The organism is Streptomyces sp. H51, from assembly GCF_035656535.1.
Classification (GTDB): domain Bacteria; phylum Actinomycetota; class Actinomycetes; order Streptomycetales; family Streptomycetaceae; genus Streptomyces.
Genome location: NZ_JAYMHD010000061.1, coordinates 57612 through 74669, shown reverse-complemented (window position 1 = coordinate 74669; position 17058 = coordinate 57612). Strand labels below are relative to the sequence as shown.

Here is a 17058-nt window from a genome sequence, read left to right as displayed (position 1 = left end):
CCGGATCGCGCGGGGTCCGCCGCACCACCCCTTGAGCCACTATTGACCTGTCCATGCCATTCATTGACGATGGCGCCACCCGCACAGCACGTCGCTGAACCACCCCCCGGCTCCACTCCCCACGTCCGGCGACCCCGGACCCCCCGGAGAACCAAGGAGATGTCATGCGACTACGTGTACGAGGCACCGGCGCCCGCGGCGGCAGACGCACCGCCGCACTCGCCGGCCTGCTGGCCCTCGCCCTCGCCGCACCCGTCTCGGCGACCGCCGACAGCGTGCACCGGAGGGCCCCCTCGGCCGGCGACGTCCGCCAGTACGAGATCCACGTCGACCACAGCACGCCGGTCACCCGCACCGCCATCGCGGCGGCCGGCGTGACCGTGGACGAGGCGGACGAGGAGACGGTCGTCGTCTCCGGGCGGTCCGACCAGATCCGCACGCTGCGGGCGGCGGGGTACGACGTCGCGCCCGTGGGCGCCGTTCCGGACAGGTCCCGGGGCGAGGCGCGGCTGTACGACTTCCCCTCGGCCGACTCGAAGTACCACAACTACGCCGAGGCGAACGCCGAGATCGACCAGCGGCTCGCGGCCTACCCGGCCATCATGAGCCGGCGGGTGATCGGCACGTCGTACCAGGGCCGGGACATCGTCGCCATCAAGGTCAGCGACAACGCGGCCACCGACGAGAACGAGCCGGAGGTGCTGTTCACCTTCCACCAGCACGCGCGCGAGCACCTGACCGTGGAGATGGCGCTGTACCTGCTGCGCGAACTGGGGGCGGGCTACGGCAGCGACTCCCGGATCACGGACATGGTGAACAGCCGGGAGATCTGGATCGTCCCGGACCTCAACCCGGACGGCGGCGAGTACGACATCGCGACGGGTTCCTACCGCTCCTGGCGCAAGAACCGCCAGCCCAACTCCGGTTCCTCCTACGTCGGCACCGACCTGAACCGGAACTGGAACTACAAGTGGGGCTGCTGCGGCGGGTCTTCCGGCTCCACGTCGTCGGAGACGTACCGGGGCGCAGCCGCCGAGTCGGCGCCCGAGGTGAAGGTGGTCGCCGACTTCGTGCGCAGCCGGGCCGTCGGAGGCAAGCAGCAGATCACCGCCGGGATCGACTTCCACACCTACAGCGAGCTGGTGCTGTGGCCGTTCGGGTACACGTACTCCGACACCACGACCGGGATGACGGCGGACGACTACAACGCCTTCAGGACGGTCGGGCAGAAGATGGCCGCCAGCAACGGCTACACCGCCGAGCAGTCCAGCGACCTGTACATCACCGACGGGTCCATCGACGACTACCTGTGGGGCGTGCACAGGATCTTCTCGTACACCTTCGAGATGTACCCCACGTCGTCCTCCGGCGGCGGCTTCTACCCGCCCGACGAGGTGATCGAGCGGGAGACCTCACGCAACCGGGACGCGGTGCTGCAACTGCTGGAGAACGCCGACTGCATGTACCGGTCGATCGGCAAACAGGCACAGTACTGCGGCTAGTCGGGCATCCGGCCGCTCAGTCGCCCGGCGCGTGCTCGGCGTCCTCCTCGAAGTAGGCGTCGAGGACCGCGTCCAGCCGCTCGTCCCACTCCTTGAAACGGCTCCTGGCCGGCGCCTCGATCTCGATCGGGTACCAGCGCCGGTCAGGGGTGTGCACCGTGATGGTGAGCCGTTTGCCGAAGCGGGGGACCGTGGTCTCCACCGCGCCGATCTCGTCCCAGCGGAACTCGCACTCCTGGTCGTCCAGGACCAGGCGGACTCCCTTGCGGTCGGCGACGATCCGGGCCCGGCGGTCGGCGGCCTCGAAGAGCGGGCCGTCGGCGGGCTCGTCCTCGTCCTCGTCCGCGGTGTCGTCTGCGGCGGCCTCCCGCTCGGCCGCTCCGGGCTCCACGGGCGTCTCGGCCGCATCGGGCTCCGCCGTCTCCTCGACGGCTTCGGCTTCGACGTCGGTCTCCCGGTCCTCGGCCTCCTCCGGCTCGCCGGTCGCGGGCGAGGTGAGCCCGGGGATGAAGGCCGGGTCGAACCCGGCGCCCGTCACGGGCTCGCCCTTCAGGGGCTGGCTGCTCGAACCTATGCGCTGCTCCACAGCGGGCAGTATGGTCGACGATCCTGTGCCGGGGACAGTCAGCCCCGACTTCGTTATCAGACGCCTACACGAAACCGCTCAGCACCGCCGCCACCGCGAACCACGCGTCCGACAGCACCGTTTCGAGCGCCGCCCCCGTCCGGGTGGCGACCGATCAGGGAGGCTCCATGACCGCCGGCAGTCCCTCCGGAGCGCTCGCGCGCCTGGCCGGGGAACGCGTCGACCACCGTTTCAAGGGCCTCCCGCCGGACGCCGACGGCCTGACCGTCGGCGAGCTGGCCGCCCAGCGCCGCAACCTGTTCACCGGCGGTTTCACCACGCCCGTGCTCGCCCTGTCCGCCGAGCGCCTGGAGCACAACCTGGCGCTGATGGAGGCGTACGCGGCCCGCCACGGCCTCGCCTTCGCCCCGCACGGCAAGACGTCCATGGCGCCCCAGCTGTTCCACCGGCAGACCGAGCGCGGCGCGTGGGGCATCACGCTGGCGGTGCCGCACCAGGTGCGTGTGGCGCGGGCGTTCGGCGTGCGGCGGGCCTTCCTCGCCAACGAGGTCGTCGACCCGGCCGCCCTGCGCTGGATCGCGGCCGAGCGGGACGCCGACCCGGACTTCCGGCTGATCTGCTACGTCGACTCCGTGCGCGGGGTGGAGCTGATGGACGCCGCCCTGCGCGGGGCGGCCCGCCCGCTGGAGGTGGTGGTCGAGCTGGCGGCCGGTGCCGACGCGCGCACCGGCGTGCGGACGGAGGCGGAGTGCGCGGCGGTCGCCGACGCGGTGGCGGCGACGCGGACCCTGCGGCTGGCCGGGGTCGCCGGGTACGAGGGCGAGGTGCCGCGGGCCGACCCGGAGCGGGTGCGCGGGTGGCTGCGGCGGCTGGTCGCGCTCGCCGTCGGCTTCGACCGGGCGGGGCGCTTCGCCGGGCGCGACGAGATCGTCGTCAGCGCGGGCGGCAGCGCCTGGTTCGACGCGGTGGCCGAGGTGTTCGCGGAGATCCCAGGGCTGTCCGCGCCGGTGCTGAAGCTGCTGCGCTCGGGGGCCTACGTCACGCACGACGACGGCCGGTACCGCAGGCTCACCCCCTTCAACCGGGTGCCCGAGGAGGGCGCGCTGGAGCCGGCGTTCCGCCTGTGGACGCAGGTCGTCTCGCGTCCCTCGCCCGACCAGGCGTTCGTCAACGCGGGCAAGCGCGACGCCGCCCACGACCTGGACCTGCCCGTCGCCCAGGTGGTACGCCGGGACGGGACCGAGCGCCCGGCCGCCGGGATCTCGGTGACCGCGCTGTCCGACCAGCACGCCTGGCTGCGCACGACCGCCGAGGCGGACCTCGAGGTCGGGGACTGGCTGGGCCTGGGCCTGTCCCACCCGTGCACGTCGTTCGACAAGTGGCCGCTGATCCCGGTGGCCGAGGCGGACGGCACGGTCGTCGAGTACATCCGTACGTTCTTCTGAGGCGTACGGGAAGTCCTGCGAGAGTCCGAGGAGGGAGCCGACCGTGGAGGACCTCGTCGTCCGGGACGCGGACGTGGTGGACGGCAGCGGTGAACCGTCGTACCGCGCGGACGTGGTGATCGCCGACGGCAGGATCGTGTCGATCGTCAAGGAGGCCGCGGCCGCCGGCTGCCAACGCCCCAGTGCCGTGCGGGAACTGGACGCCGAGGGCCTGGTGCTGTCCCCCGGCTTCATCGACATGCACGCGCACAGCGACCTCGCCCTGCTGCGCGACCCCGACCACAGCGCGAAGGCCGCGCAGGGCGTGACCCTGGAGGTGATCGGCCAGGACGGGCTGTCGTACGCCCCCGTCGACGACCGCACGCTCGCCGAGGTGCGCGACGCGATCGCCGGCTGGAACGGCCACGGCGACGACGTCGACTTCGACTGGCGCTCCGTCGGCGAGTACCTGGACCGTCTCGACCGCGGGATCGCCGTCAACGCCGCCTACCTGGTTCCGCAGGGGACGGTGCGCGCGCTCGCCGTCGGCTGGGAGGACCGCGAGGCCACGCCGGAGGAGCTGGACCGGATGCGGCGGCTGGTCGCGGAGGGCCTGGAGCAGGGCGCGGTCGGCATGTCGTCGGGGCTGACCTACCCGCCCGGCGGGTACGCGAGCGACGCCGAACTGACCGAGCTGTGCCGGGTGGTGGCCTCCCACGGCGGCTACTTCTGCCCGCACCACCGCTCCTACGGGGCGGGCGCGCTGGAGGCGTACGCGGAGATGGTGGCCGTGGCCCGGGAGGCGGGCTGCCCGCTGCACCTGGCGCACGCCACCATGAACTTCGGGGTCAACGAGGGCCGGGCGCCCGAACTGCTGGCCCTGCTGGACGAGGCGCTGGACGCCGGGGCCGACATCAGCCTCGACAGCTACCCCTACACCCCGGGCTGCACGACCCTCGCGGCGCTGCTGCCGGGCTGGGCGGGCGAGGGCGGTCCGCGCGAGACCCTGAAGCGGCTGGCGGACGAGGAGACGGCCGAGCGCATCCGGCACCGGCTGGAGGACGTCGGCTCGGACGGCTGCCACGGCGTGCCCGTCGACTGGGACACGGTCGAGGTCTCCGGGGTGCGCGACCCGCGGCTGGCGGACCACGTGGGCCGCACGGTGCGACAGTCGGCCGACGCGCGCGGCGAGGCCCCCTGGGCGACCGCCCGCCGCCTGCTGCTGGCGGACGGCCTCGGTACGACCGTCCTGCTCCACGTCGGCCACGAGGAGAACGTGCGGGCCGTCCTGCGCCACCGCGCGCACACCGGCGGCTCCGACGGCCTCCTGCACGGCGCCCGGCCGCACCCGCGCGCCTACGGCACCTTCCCGCGCTACCTCGGCCACTACGTGCGGGAGTCGGGCCTGCTGTCGCTGGAGGAGTGCGTGGCCCACCTCACCTCGCGCCCGGCGGCCCGGCTGCGGCTGCCGGACCGGGGGCTGGTCCGCGAGGGGTTCCGGGCCGACCTGGTCCTGTTCGACCCGCGGACGGTGGCGGCGGGCGCCACCTTCGAGGAGCCGCGCAGGCTGCCGACGGGCATTCCGTACGTGCTGGTCGACGGGCGGTTCGTGATCGAGGACGGCCGGCGCACGGACGTGCTCGCGGGGCGGGCGGTCCGCCGGACTCCGGTGTGACCGCCCGCCGTCGACGTGCTACGGCTTGGGCAGCGTGCAGCCGACCGCGCTCAGGTTGAGCTTGTTGCCGGCGCCGAAGCAGGCCGGGATCTGGTAGGTCTCCTGGGCGTAGTTGATGCCCTGACGGACGGTCACGTTGCCGCTCTCGTCGACCTCGCAGGGGTTGTTCACGGTGCAGGTCTCGCCGTTCTCGTTGCCGGTGTTGTTGACGGCGACGACCTTGCCGGTGGCGTTGTCGACGACGGGCGATCCGGACGTGCCGCCGATGGTGTTGCAGGCGGAGGTGTAGCGGACGGAGTCCTTCCAGGTCCAGTCGCCTTCCTTGAGGCGGTAGACGAAGCCGTCGATGTTGCAGGCGTAGGTCTTCTTCCAGTAGCCGGAGACGACCGTGATGGCGGTGCCGGCGACCGGGTGGGTGTCGTTCAGCGTCAGCGCGCTGATCCCGTACGTGCTCCTGATCTGCGCGTACGTGGTGGTGAGCTGGTAGATCGTGACGTCCGTGTCGGTCATCGTCGAGTACGCGACCTTGCTGGCGCGCAGCGTGCCGACCCGGGTGGCGGAGGCGTTGAGCAGGCCGAACGAGCGGCTGGACGCCTGGTCGACGATGACCTGGCCGGGCGCCGGGAACCCGGTCTCCAGGCAGTGGCCGTTGGTGAGCACGAGCGCCGGGTCGGTGTCCGCGGAGTTCGGGAAGCGGACGACCGAGCCGGAGCAGTTGCTGAGCGAGACGGTGCCGGCGAAGTTGACGGCCTGGAGGGTGGGCGCGGCGGCGCGCTCGGTGGGCGCCGGTGCCGCGACCGCGGGTGCCGCGCCCGCCCCGGCGATCACCAGGGCGAAGAGCGCGGCGCCGAGAGGCTTCTTCATGTGGGGTCCCCTCTTGCGACGGGGCGACCGGAGATCCTCCGGCCGCCCACGAATTTGTCATGTGCATTGTGAGGGGTGAGGGGTGGATGGGCAAGAAGGTGTTTCCGGCCGCGGCGCGGACGGCCGCGGCGCCCCTCGGAGCACTCCCCGGGGCGCCCCTCGGGGCGCCCGACGGTCGCCGGGACTCGCGGCGGGCGCCAGGACTCGCGGCGGACGCAAGGGCTCCCGGCGGGCCTACGGTGACCCGGCCCGCGCCCGGCGCGTCGTCGGCGTACCGGTCGAGCAGCGCCTCGCGGCTGACGGAGACGCGGCTGGAAAAGGACACTGCCGCCCCGAGGTGCCGCTCGCGCCCGCGCCGGCCGTGCAGGCCCTTGACGCCCGCGCCCCGGCCGAGTCCGCGTCGCGACTCGGAGACCGGCGGGTCGGCCCGGACCGGGTCCAGCACCCGCTCGGCCCGCTGCCGGCCCTGGGCCCGCCGCACGCGCGAAGCCCAGGGCTTCCAGCCGCCCGGCGAGTTCGGTGTTGCGGGCCGTCCTCGGCCGGCGCCTCCACCAGGGGCGCCGGGCCGGACGACGAACCCCTGTCGAGGAAGCCGACGTCGACCGGCCAGGCGTCAAGGCGTTGCACGCCTGCCGCAGCGCCCACGCAAGTTGACGCCGACGCCCCACACCCGGCCCGGGCTGATCACCGTCCCACCGCGCGGTTCCGCGGCGACTGCCGCGACGACGCCTCCGCCGCATGGGGACGGCGTCGGAGCGCCGCGGACGGCTGACCGGCAGGACCGTCACCGCCGACCGGACCGCGGTCGGGCACGACCGTCCGGCACAGCGCCACGGTCGGACCGCCGCCCTCCGTGCGGGACCGACACGCCGGCCCGGAACGGGCGGCCCGCTCCGGCGGCCGTGCCGATCCCGCACGGGCGTGCCGTCGGAACCGCCGGGAGCGTTGGGGCGGTGCCGGCGGCTCGGCGCAGACGTGCCGCCGGAGCGACCGGGCCGCTGAGGGCGGGTTCGCCGGCTGGGAGCCGGCGCACCGGCTCGGGCACCGGCGCGCCGGCTCCGGGGGCGGGGCGAGGCCGGAGGGACGGGCGGGGGCCGGGAGGGGGCTCACCTGGGGCCCTTGGTGGCCCCCCTGCCGCGGCCCGGGTTGCCTCCGTTGCCACGGGCCGGCTCGGTCGTGGCGGCGGCGGACGTGGCCGCGGGCGCCGTGGTGGCGTCCGCGGTGCCGCCACCCGCGGCGGCGGTCGGGGAGGCGGACTTCTCAGCGGCGGTGGGCGACGGGCTCGCGGACGGGTGCGCGTCGCCGGAGCCGGTCGATTCGGCGCCGCCGGACGGCGGCGAGACGGGCGCGACGGACACCCCGTCCTTCTTCTTCGCCCCCTCCTCCTGGCCCCCCGTCCCCGGCCGCGGTCCGTCGCCCGAGCCGGAGCCGAGGAGACCGGCGACGACGGCGACGAGCAGCACGCACGCTCCGCCCACGGCCACCGGGACCCGGCGCGTCGGCCGTCCGTGCCGCCGCGAGCCGCCGGCGACCGCCGGCCCGTCGTCCGCCGCGGGCTCACCGGGCCGCGCCGGGTCGCCGTAGCCCACGTACTGCTCGTACTGCTCGAGCACGCCCGGACCGGCCGAATGCCCGTCCGGCGGATACGTGTCCGCCGCGTACCCCTCCGGCGGGAACGCGTCCGCCGAGTGCCCGTCAGACGGGTACACGTCCGGCGGATACGCGTCCGCCGGGGCGGCGATCACGGGCAGTTCCGCCGTCCGGTCGAACGCGTTCTGCCAGCCGTGGGCGGCCGCCGGATCGGCGTACTCCTCGTAGCGGGGGGCCGAATGGGGAATCGGCTGGTACACGTTCGGCGGCACCTGGGGCTCGTCCATGGCCGGATACGCGCCGTCGCCGCCGTGCGCACCGGTCGCGCCGTTCGCGGCTTGTGCGCCGTGCGCCCCGTTTTCTTGCTGAGGGTGCCAGGACATGGCCGCGCATTGTAGGGACAGGTGGGGCCCCTGGGACAGCCGTGGGCGATAACCGCACAAACCACCGCGTCTCACGTGGCGGAAAACACGGCCCAAAAGGCGTTACCGGGCCGTAAGCTCAACTGTCATGCAGGTGATCCAGTCGACCAAACTCGCCAACGTCTGTTACGAGATCCGGGGCCCGGTTCTCGAGGAGGCGATGCGCCTGGAGGCGGCCGGCCACCGCATCCTCAAGCTCAACACGGGCAACCCGGCCGCGTTCGGCTTCGAGTGCCCGCCGGAGATCCTGGAGGACATCCTCCGCAACGTCTCCACCGCCCACGGCTACGGCGACGCCAAGGGCCTGCTGGCGGCCCGCCGCGCGGTCGTCATGCACAACCAGACCCTGGGCATCGAGACGGACGTCGAGCACGTCTTCATCGGCAACGGCGTCTCCGAGCTGATCGTGATGGCGATGCAGGGCCTGCTGGACGACGGCGACGAGGTGCTCGTACCCGCACCCGACTACCCGCTGTGGACGGCCGCGGTCTCGCTCGCCGGCGGCACGGCCGTGCACTACCGCTGCGACGAGCAGTCCGACTGGATGCCCGACCTCGCCGACGTGGAGCGGAAGGTCACCGACCGCACCAAGGCGATCGTCATCATCAACCCGAACAACCCGACGGGCGCGGTCTACGAAGAGGCGATGCTCAAGGGCCTGACGGACATCGCCCGCCGCCACAACCTGCTGGTCTGCTCGGACGAGATCTACGACAAGATCCTGTACGACGGCGCCACCCACACGCCCACCGCGAAGATCGCCCCGGATCTGCTCACCCTCACCTTCAACGGCATGTCCAAGGCCTACCGGGTGGCCGGCTACCGGGTCGGCTGGATGGCGATCTCCGGTCCGCGCGCGCACGCCGAGTCCTACATCGAGGGCCTGACGATCCTGGCGAACATGCGCCTGTGCGCGAACATGCCGGGCCAGCACGGGGTCGTGGCCGCCCTCAGCGGGCGCCAGACGATCAACGAGCTGGTGCTGCCGGGCGGGCGGCTGAAGGAGCAGCGGGACACGGCGTACGAGCTGCTGACGCAGATCCCGGGGGTGAGCTGCGTGCGGCCGAAGGGCGCGCTGTACCTCTTCCCGCGCCTCGACCCCAAGGTGTTCAAGATCAAGGACGACCGGCGGATGGTGCTGGACCTGCTGCGCCAGGAGAAGATCATGGTCGTCCAGGGCACCGGGTTCAACTGGCCGGAGCAGGACCACTTCCGGGTCGTGACCCTGCCCACGGTGGGTGACCTGCGGGACGCGGTCGGCCGGATCGGCACCTTCCTGGACGGCTACAGCCAGCCCTGAGGCCGCGCAAGAGGACGAACGGCCCCGTCTCCCGAACGGCGCCACTTTAGACGAAATCCAAGCTAGGATGGCTTCCTGTCAGCGCACAGGAGGCCATCCATGTACGAACCGATCCGCACTGCTCCGTCCAGTCGGTCCGTCCACGGCGCGATGGCCGGCACGAACACGAAGACGAACACCGACTTCCCGCACCGCTCCCGCGAGGAGGAGCTGGACATCCAGCTCGCCGGCCATCTGGCGGCCCTGCTCGCCGTCACGGACGAACTGCGGGCGCTGAGTCCCTGCTCCGCCTGGGACGAGGCGGCCGAGCGGGTCGCCGGCCAGGTGGCCCGGCTGCGCGGCGGCCGGCCGCCGGCCCGCACGTCCGCGGCGCCCGCCGACACCGATCCCACCGCCCTGCACCGACGGGCGCACGCCCTGGCCGGCCGCGCCCTGGTGGTGGCGGCCTCCCGCGCCGACACGGGGGCCGCGATCCTGGCCGCCGAGCAGATGGACGCCCACGCGGCGGCCCTGGAACCGCGCGAACTCGCGTCCCGCTGAGCCCCCGAGGGCTCCCCCGAACGGCCCCGGTCCGCGTGCACCCGCAGCGACGCGCGGACCGGGCGCCACGAAGACGACGGCGGGAAAGTGACGACGGCCGTTCCGGTTGCGTACCGGGACGGCCACTTCACTCCCCGTTCACCCCCGCGGCCCGGGAACGTCCCCTTCCGCGCACACGATCAGCCTGTGAGACGCATCGCGGGAATCGTCCTCGCGGTCCTGCTGATCGGCGGCGTGGTGGCAGCCGTCGTGGCGGGCCGGAAGGCTGAGGACACGAGCACGGCAGCGAAGACCGTGCGCATGGTGATCGGATCGGAGAAGGCGGACTACTTCGCCGATCCCGACGTGGTGAAGGCCCTGGCCGCCAAGGGTTACACCGTGCAGGCCGAGACCTCCGGGTCCTGGGCCATGGAGGGGCTCGACCTCAAGGGCTACGACCTGGCGTTCCCGTCCAGCCAGGCGCCCGCCGCCCAGCTGGCGGCCCGGTACAAGGTGCACGGCAGCCTGCCGCGGCCCTTCTACTCGCCGCTCGTCGTGGTCGCTCACCGCGGCGCCGCCGAGGTGCTGGCGGCGAACGGCCTGGCGACCCTCGACACCGCCCACCGCGGCACCCTGGACATGGCCGCCTACCTCGACGCCGCCCGCCACGACCGCACCTGGCAGCAGCTCAAGGGCGCCGGCGCGTACGGCGAGCTGGGCGGGACCCTCTTCGTCGCCAGCACCGACCCGGAGACGTCCAACTCCGGCGCCCTCTACCTCGCCGCCGCCTCCTACGTGGCCAACGACGGCCGGGTGGTCGCGAGTGACGCCGACCTGGACCGCACCGCGCCGCTGCTGCGCAGACTCGTCAGCGTCCAGGGGGCCCAGCAGGCCGGCAGCGACGCGCTGTTCCGCGACTTCGTCAGCGGCGCCGGCAACCCTCTGGTGCTGGTCTACGAGTCGCAGGTCGCCTCTCTCCTGGCGGACGGTCAGCGGCCCGACGACCTCGTCGTGCTCTACCCGGACACCACCGTCGACAGCGACCACACCGTCGTACCGCTCACCGAGGACGGCCGGGCCCTCGCACAACTGCTGTCCGCCGACCCTCTGTTGCGCAAGCTCGCGGTGCGGCACGGGTTCCGCCCGCAGGGGGCGGCCGCCGGATTCGGCACCTCCGAGACCTATCTGAAGAAGGAACTGACCGGCGTCCGGCAGGCGCCCGTGCCCACCTCCGCGGTGCTGCACGAGATGGCGCGCCGGGCCAGGGGGGACGACAAGTGACCGACAACGGAAACGACTTCACCCTCACTCCGCCCGAGGCCGTCACGCCCGTGCCGGCCGAGAAGGCCGGCGGGCTGGTACCCGTGGCGGACGACGTCCGCACCGCGATGGCCGAGAAGGCCGCCGCCTACGTCCAGGGGCTGGCCGCCCTCGACGCCCGCTCCCCCGAGTTCGCCGGCAAGGTCGGCGAGATCACCGCCCTCGGCTCCGGCGAGATGCGGGCCGCCGCCGCGCAGTCCAACCGGATGCTGGAGCGCACGGTGCGCAGCCTGCCGTCCAAGGGCGGGGACGCGAGCGCGAAGGTGGCCGGCTCGCTCGTCGAACTCAGGCGGGTGGTCGAGGACCTGGACCCGCGCGACCAGCCGGCCGGCCGCGGCCGCAGGCTGCTGTCCCGGCTGCCCGGCGGCAACCGGCTGCGCGACCACGTCGCCAAGTACGCCTCCGCGCAGGGGACGTTGCACGCCATCGTGGGCTCCCTGCGCGGCGGGCAGGACGAACTGCGGCGCGACAACGCCGCGTTGCAGACCGAGCGGATCCGCCTGTGGGAGACCATGGGCAAGCTGCAGGAGTACGTGGTGCTGACCGAGGCGCTGGACGCGGCCGTCGAACGGCACCTCGACGCGACCGCGGATCCGCAGGCGGCCGACTCGCTGCGGGCCGACGTGCTCTTCCCCGTCCGGCAGAAGCACCAGGACCTGCTCACCCAGCTCGCCGTGTGCGCCCAGGGCTACCTCGCCATGGACGTCGTACGCCGCAACAACGAGGAGCTGATCAAGGGCGTGGACCGCGCGGCCACCACCACGGTGTCCGCGCTGCGCATCTCCGTGATGCTGGCCTCCGCGCTCGACCACCAGAAGAAGGTCGCCGACCAGGTGGACGCCCTGCGCGGCACCACGGAGGACCTGATCCGCGGCAACGCCGAGATGCTGGCCACGCAGAGCGGGGACATCCAGCGGATCGCCGCCGACCCGGCCGTCGGCGCCGAGACCCTGCGGTCGGCGTTCCAGCAGATCTACCGCACCCTCGACGCGATCGACAGCTACAAGGTGCAGGCGACGGAGGCGATGGCCGCGACGGTGGAGTCGCTCAGCGCCGAACTGCGGCAGGCGAGCGCCCACCTGGACCGCAGCCGGTCGCAGGGCGCGCTGGACGGAGGGCTCGCATGAGACGCCCGCTGGCCGCCGTCCTCGCCGCCGTCGCCCTGCTCACCGCCTGCTCCGCGCCACGGGACGAGGACCGGGGCGACCCCGGCGCCGCCGAAGCCGGCACGCTGCGCGTCCTGGCCTCCAGCGAGCTCGGCGACATGACCCCGGTCCTCGACCGGGTCCGCCGGGACACCGGCATCCGGGTCCGGCCCACCTACATGGGCACGCTCGACGCGGTGAACCTGCTCGCGGAGGGCAAGGCGGACGGGCGGTACGACGCGCTGTGGCTGTCGTCGAACGACTACCTGCGGCTGCGGCCCGAGGCGGCCCGCCGGGTGGTCTCCGAGACGCCGGTCATGTCCAGCCCGGTCGCCGTCGGCGTCCGGACGGCCACCGTCAAGGCGCTCGGCTGGCGCCCGGACGACGTCACCTGGTCCCAGGTGGAAAAGGCCGTCCAGGACGGCAGGCTCACCTACGGCATGACCGACCCGGCCCGCTCCAACTCCGGCTTCGCCACGCTCGTCTCGGTCGCCTCCGCCCTCTCCGGGGCCCAGTCCGCGCTCACCGACGCGGACGTCGGGAAGGCCACCCCGCGGCTGAAGGAGTTCTTCGCCGGGCAGAAGCTCACGTCGGGTTCGTCGGGCTGGCTGGCGACCGCCTACCGGCGGCGCGGCACCGTCGACGCCCTGCTCAACTACGAGTCCGTGCTGAAGTCCCTGCCGGGCCTGACCGTGATCCGCCCCCGGGACGGCGTCGTCACCGCCGACTACCCGCTCTCCTCGCTCCGTCCGGCGTCCGCGGCGGCCCGCGGGGACGTCCGCCGACTGACCGAGGCGCTGCGCGCGCCGGCTGTCCAGCGGCTGATCACCGAGCGCACGCACCGCCGCCCGGTCGTGACCTCCGTACGGCCCGCGGCCGGCCTCGACCCCGGCCGGCGGCGGGAACTGCCCTTCCCGGGCAGCCGGTCGGTGGCCGACGGGCTGCTCGACGCGTACGAGAACGAACTGCGCCGCCCCTCGCGCACGGTGTACGTGCTCGACACCTCCGGCTCGATGGACGGCGACCGGCTGACCCGGCTGAAGACGGCGCTGCGCGACCTCACCGGCGACTTCCGCGACCGCGAGGAGGTCACCCTGATGCCGTTCGGGTCGGACGTGAAGAGCGTGCGCACCCATGTGGTCGACCCGGCCGATCCGCGGGCGGGGCTGGACGCGATCCGCGAGGACACCGCACGGCTGTCCGCCGACGGCGACACCGCGATCTACACGTCGCTGGAGAAGGCGTACGAGCACCTGGGCGCCGGCGAGGACACGTTCACGTCGATCGTGCTGATGACGGACGGCGAGAACACCACGGGCGCGAAGGCCGGCGCGTTCGACGCCTTCTACCGCTCGCTCACCCCGGCGCGGCGGCAGACCCCCGTCTTCCCGATCCTCTTCGGCGACTCCGACCGCGGCGAGCTGGCGCACATCGCCGACCTGACCGGCGGCCGCCTCTTCGACGCCCGGGAGGGCTCGCTGGACGGCGCCTTCGAGGAGATCCGTGGCTACCAGTAGATCCCTGGGGAGATACCTGGAGTCCCGCAAGAACATCGCCGGCAGCGTGTGCGGGCTCGCCGGGCTCGGGCTCACCTTCGCCGGGGCGGCGGGCCCGTACTGGCCGGTCGTGGTGGCCGGTCTGTACGGCGCGGGCGCGCTGATCGCGCCGCCGGAGCGTCCGGCGCCGCCCGACTTCCCCGATCCGTCCGCCCGGCTGGAGGCGGTGCGGGACGACTTCGAGCAGCTCGGCGGCTACCTGGCGGACATCGAGCTGCCGCCCGCGGCCGCCGGCCGGCTGACCGAGCTGACGCGGTTGCTGGCCGGGCTGCTGGACCCGGGGTGGGCCGCCGAGGTGCTCGCCCAGGACCCGGAGGGCGTGCACGTGCTGTCCCGGACGGTACGGCAGGACCTCCCCGAGGCCGTCGACGCGTTCGTACGGACCCGGTGGTGGACGCGGCTGGCGCCCGGACAGGAGCCCCCCGAGCGCCATCTGGAGCGGCAGCTCACGCTGCTGCAGGAGGAGGCGGAACGGCTCGCCGCGTCCCTGCGCGAGGCGGAGGCACGCCGCCAGGAGTCGCACACGCGCTACCTGGAAGACCGAGGCGGAACCCCCTGAGCCGAACGCGGACAGCCGCCGGACGCGGATGACCCGCCAAGCGCAGGCAGCGCACCGGCCCGCAGGCAACACACCAGGCGCGGACAGCCCGCCGGACGCGGACGGCGCAGTGGGCGCGGACAAGCACGCGCCGCACGCGGCACGCGGCAGGCCACCGGGAGCCGACGGCACGCCCGGCGGGGAGGCGCGCTGCGGCGGAGGGCAGGCGAAGAGCCCGCCACGCTGGTGAGCGGAGCCTCGCCGCCTTGTGGCCGCGGCCGGCCGCGCGCCGGAGCAGGGCGCGGCCTGAGCCGACGCACGAGCAGCGCACCGGGCGCGGACAGCCCGCCCGACGCAGGCGGCGCGTCGGGGCGCGGGCGAGCACACACGCCGCACGCGGCACGCGGCAGGACACCGGGGCCGACGGCATGCCGGGTGGGGCGGCGTGCCGCGGCGGAGAACAGGCGAGGGCCCGCCGTCGCGTCTGCCGTCGGGGCGGACGGGAGACGGGACGGCGGGCCCGGGGCCCCTCACGCCGTTGTGCGGGGCCTCGCCGGCTTGTCACCGCGGCCGGCCGTGACGATCACTGGTCAGGGCAGATCGGACCGGCCGCGGAGCTTGATGCCCGGGCTCAGCCCAGGCGCTCCACCAGGGCGTGGTACTGGTCCCACAGCTCCTTGGGCGTGTGGTCGCCGAAGGTGTTCAGGTGCCCGGGCACCAGGGACGCCTCCTCGCGCCAGACCTCCTTGTCGACCGTGAGCAGGAAGTCCAGGTCGGACTCCGACAGCTCCAGGCCGTTCGTGTCGAGGGCCTCCTTCGTCGGCAGGACGCCGATCGGGGTCTCGACGCCGTCGGCCTTGCCGTCCAGGCGCTCCACGATCCACTTCAGGACGCGGCTGTTCTCGCCGAAGCCGGGCCAGACGAACTTGCCCTCGTCGTTCTTGCGGAACCAGTTGACGTAGTAGATCTTCGGCAGCTTGGACTGGTCCTTGTCCTTGGCCACGTTGATCCAGTGGGCCATGTAGTCGCCCATGTTGTAGCCGCAGAAGGGGAGCATGGCGAAGGGGTCGCGGCGCAGCTCGCCGACCTTGCCCTCGGCGGCGGCGGTCTTCTCGCTCGCCACGTTGGCGCCGAGGAACACGCCGTGGTTCCAGTCGAAGGACTCGGTCACCAGCGGCACGGCGCTGGCGCGGCGGCCGCCGAAGAGGATCGCCGAGATCGGCACGCCCTTGGGGTCCTCCCACTCGGGCGCGATGATCGGGCACTGCGAGGCCGGCACGGTGAAGCGGGCGTTGGGGTGGGCGGCGGGCTCGGCGGAGTCCGGGGTCCAGTCGCGGCCCTTCCAGTCCGTGAGGTGGGCCGGGGTCTCCTGGGTCATGCCCTCCCACCACACGTCGCCGTCGTCGGTGAGGGCGACGTTGGTGAAGACGGAGTTGCCCCACAGGGTCTTCATCGCGTTGGCGTTGGTGTGCTCACCGGTGCCGGGCGCGACGCCGAAGAAGCCGGCCTCGGGGTTGATGGCGTACAGGCGGCCGTCCTCGCCGAAGCGCATCCAGGCGATGTCGTCGCCGATCGTCTCGACCGTCCAGCCGGAGACCGTGGGCTCCAGCATGGCGAGGTTGGTCTTGCCGCAGGCGCTCGGGAAGGCGGCGGCGACGTACTTGGCCTCGCCGGTGGGCGGGGTCAGCTTCAGGATGAGCATGTGCTCGGCCAGCCAGCCCTCGTCGCGCGCCATGACGGAGGCGATGCGCAGGGCGTAGCACTTCTTGCCGAGCAGGGCGTTGCCGCCGTAGCCGGAGCCGTAGGACCAGATCTCGCGGGCCTCGGGGAAGTGGGAGATGTACTTGGTCCCGTTGCAGGGCCACGGAACGTCCTGCTCGCCCTCTTCCAGCGGGGCGCCGAGGGAGTGGACGGCCTTCACGAAGAAGCCGTCGGAGCCCAGCTCGTCCAGGACCGGCTGCCCCATGCGCGTCATCGTGCGCATGGACACGGCGACGTAGGCGGAGTCGGTGATCTCGACGCCGATGGCGGACAGGTCCGAGCCGAGCGGTCCCATGCAGAACGGGACGACGTACATCGTGCGGCCCCGCATCGAGCCGCGGAACAGGCCGTTCTCGCCCTGGAATATCTCCCGCATCTCCGCGGGGGCCTTCCAGTGGTTGGTCGGGCCCGCGTCCTGCTCCTGCTCGGAGCAGATGAAGGTCCGGTCCTCGACGCGCGCGACGTCGGTCGGGTCGGATGCGGCGTAGTAGGAGTTGGGGCGCTTGATCGGGTCGAGTTTCTTGAAGGTGCCCTTCGCTACGAGCTCCCCGCACAGTCGCTCGTACTCGGCCTCGGATCCGTCACACCAGACCACGCTGTCCGGCTGGGTCAGTTCGGCGATCTCGTTCACCCATGAGATCAGTTCCTGGTGGTTGGTGGGGACGACGGGGGGAGCCGCGATGTCGCGCGCCACGATTGCTCCTAAATGAGGGATTTTTTGTTGGAGGCCCCGTGGGGGCTGCGACCCGGATGCTTCGTGGCTGGATCTTCAGCGCTCATCCGGTGCCGACCACACTCATTTGATCATCCGATCATACCGCCCATATGTCCAGAGGACCTCACAGGTGAGCGGAGT

General features: G+C 73.0%; 13 protein-coding genes. 9 read left to right on the top strand and 4 right to left on the bottom strand.

The window, feature by feature from the left end; translation table 11 throughout:
* Nucleotides 1–164 precede the first annotated feature (164 nt).
* On the top strand, nt 165–1502 hold the full coding sequence (locus tag VKA29_RS20795) for a M14 family metallopeptidase (protein ID WP_324787388.1): 1338 nt from the start codon (nt 165–167) through the stop codon (nt 1500–1502).
* Nucleotides 1503–1518: 16 nt separating this feature from the next.
* Here the strand turns inward: VKA29_RS20795 and VKA29_RS20790 are convergent, their stop codons facing one another.
* Nucleotides 1519–2088: a hypothetical protein gene (locus VKA29_RS20790; protein WP_324787387.1), complete on the bottom strand. Its 570-nt coding sequence runs from the start codon at nt 2086–2088 to the stop codon at nt 1519–1521.
* Between the two features lie 167 nt (nt 2089–2255).
* Between VKA29_RS20790 and VKA29_RS20785 the strand changes: the two genes are divergently transcribed.
* Together VKA29_RS20785 and VKA29_RS20780 are read left to right on the top strand one after the other, a co-directional pair.
* Complete coding sequence (locus VKA29_RS20785) at nt 2256–3533, top strand: amino acid deaminase (protein WP_324787386.1); 1278 nt, start codon at nt 2256–2258, stop codon at nt 3531–3533.
* Nucleotides 3534–3576: 43 nt separating this feature from the next.
* The gene (locus VKA29_RS20780) at nt 3577–5187 is read left to right on the top strand and encodes a D-aminoacylase (protein ID WP_324787385.1); all 1611 of its coding nucleotides are present in this window, start codon (nt 3577–3579) and stop codon (nt 5185–5187) included.
* Nucleotides 5188–5205: 18 nt separating this feature from the next.
* Here the strand turns inward: VKA29_RS20780 and VKA29_RS20775 are convergent, their stop codons facing one another.
* Nucleotides 5206–6051, bottom strand: coding sequence for a serine protease (locus tag VKA29_RS20775; RefSeq protein ID WP_324787384.1), 846 nt, complete (start codon nt 6049–6051; stop codon nt 5206–5208).
* A 1106-nt stretch (nt 6052–7157) separates the two neighbouring features.
* Nucleotides 7158–8024 carry a hypothetical protein gene (locus tag VKA29_RS20770; protein WP_324787383.1) on the bottom strand — a complete coding sequence of 289 codons (867 nt, stop codon included), beginning with the start codon at nt 8022–8024 and terminating at the stop codon, nt 7158–7160.
* 127 nt (nt 8025–8151) lie between these two features.
* On the opposite strand from VKA29_RS20770, the gene VKA29_RS20765 reads away from it, so the two are divergent.
* From VKA29_RS20765 to VKA29_RS20740, 6 genes are all read left to right on the top strand, one after another.
* Nucleotides 8152–9363, top strand: a complete 1212-nt coding sequence (locus VKA29_RS20765; protein WP_324787382.1) for a pyridoxal phosphate-dependent aminotransferase — start codon at nt 8152–8154, stop codon at nt 9361–9363.
* A 99-nt stretch (nt 9364–9462) separates the two neighbouring features.
* Nucleotides 9463–9903, top strand: coding sequence for a hypothetical protein (locus tag VKA29_RS20760; RefSeq protein ID WP_324787381.1), 441 nt, complete (start codon nt 9463–9465; stop codon nt 9901–9903).
* A 186-nt stretch (nt 9904–10089) separates the two neighbouring features.
* A complete protein-coding gene (locus VKA29_RS20755; RefSeq protein ID WP_324787380.1) occupies nt 10090–11163 on the top strand; it encodes a substrate-binding domain-containing protein in 1074 nt (357 codons plus the stop codon).
* Nucleotides 11160–12329 (top strand): toxic anion resistance protein, encoded by a 1170-nt coding sequence (locus VKA29_RS20750; protein WP_324787379.1) that lies wholly within the window; start codon nt 11160–11162, stop codon nt 12327–12329. Before VKA29_RS20755 ends, VKA29_RS20750 begins: the two co-directional genes overlap by 4 nt.
* Nucleotides 12326–13864, top strand: a complete 1539-nt coding sequence (locus tag VKA29_RS20745; protein WP_324787378.1) for a substrate-binding and VWA domain-containing protein — start codon at nt 12326–12328, stop codon at nt 13862–13864. Before VKA29_RS20750 ends, VKA29_RS20745 begins: the two co-directional genes overlap by 4 nt.
* Entirely contained in the window at nt 13851–14462 is a 612-nt protein-coding gene (locus VKA29_RS20740) for a hypothetical protein (RefSeq protein ID WP_324787377.1), read from the top strand. Before VKA29_RS20745 ends, VKA29_RS20740 begins: the two co-directional genes overlap by 14 nt.
* Before the next feature lie 610 nt (nt 14463–15072).
* On the opposite strand, the gene VKA29_RS20735 is transcribed toward VKA29_RS20740, so the two are convergent.
* Nucleotides 15073–16896 carry a phosphoenolpyruvate carboxykinase (GTP) gene (locus VKA29_RS20735; RefSeq protein ID WP_324787376.1) on the bottom strand — a complete coding sequence of 608 codons (1824 nt, stop codon included), beginning with the start codon at nt 16894–16896 and terminating at the stop codon, nt 15073–15075.
* Between the last annotated feature and the right edge of the window lie 162 nt (nt 16897–17058).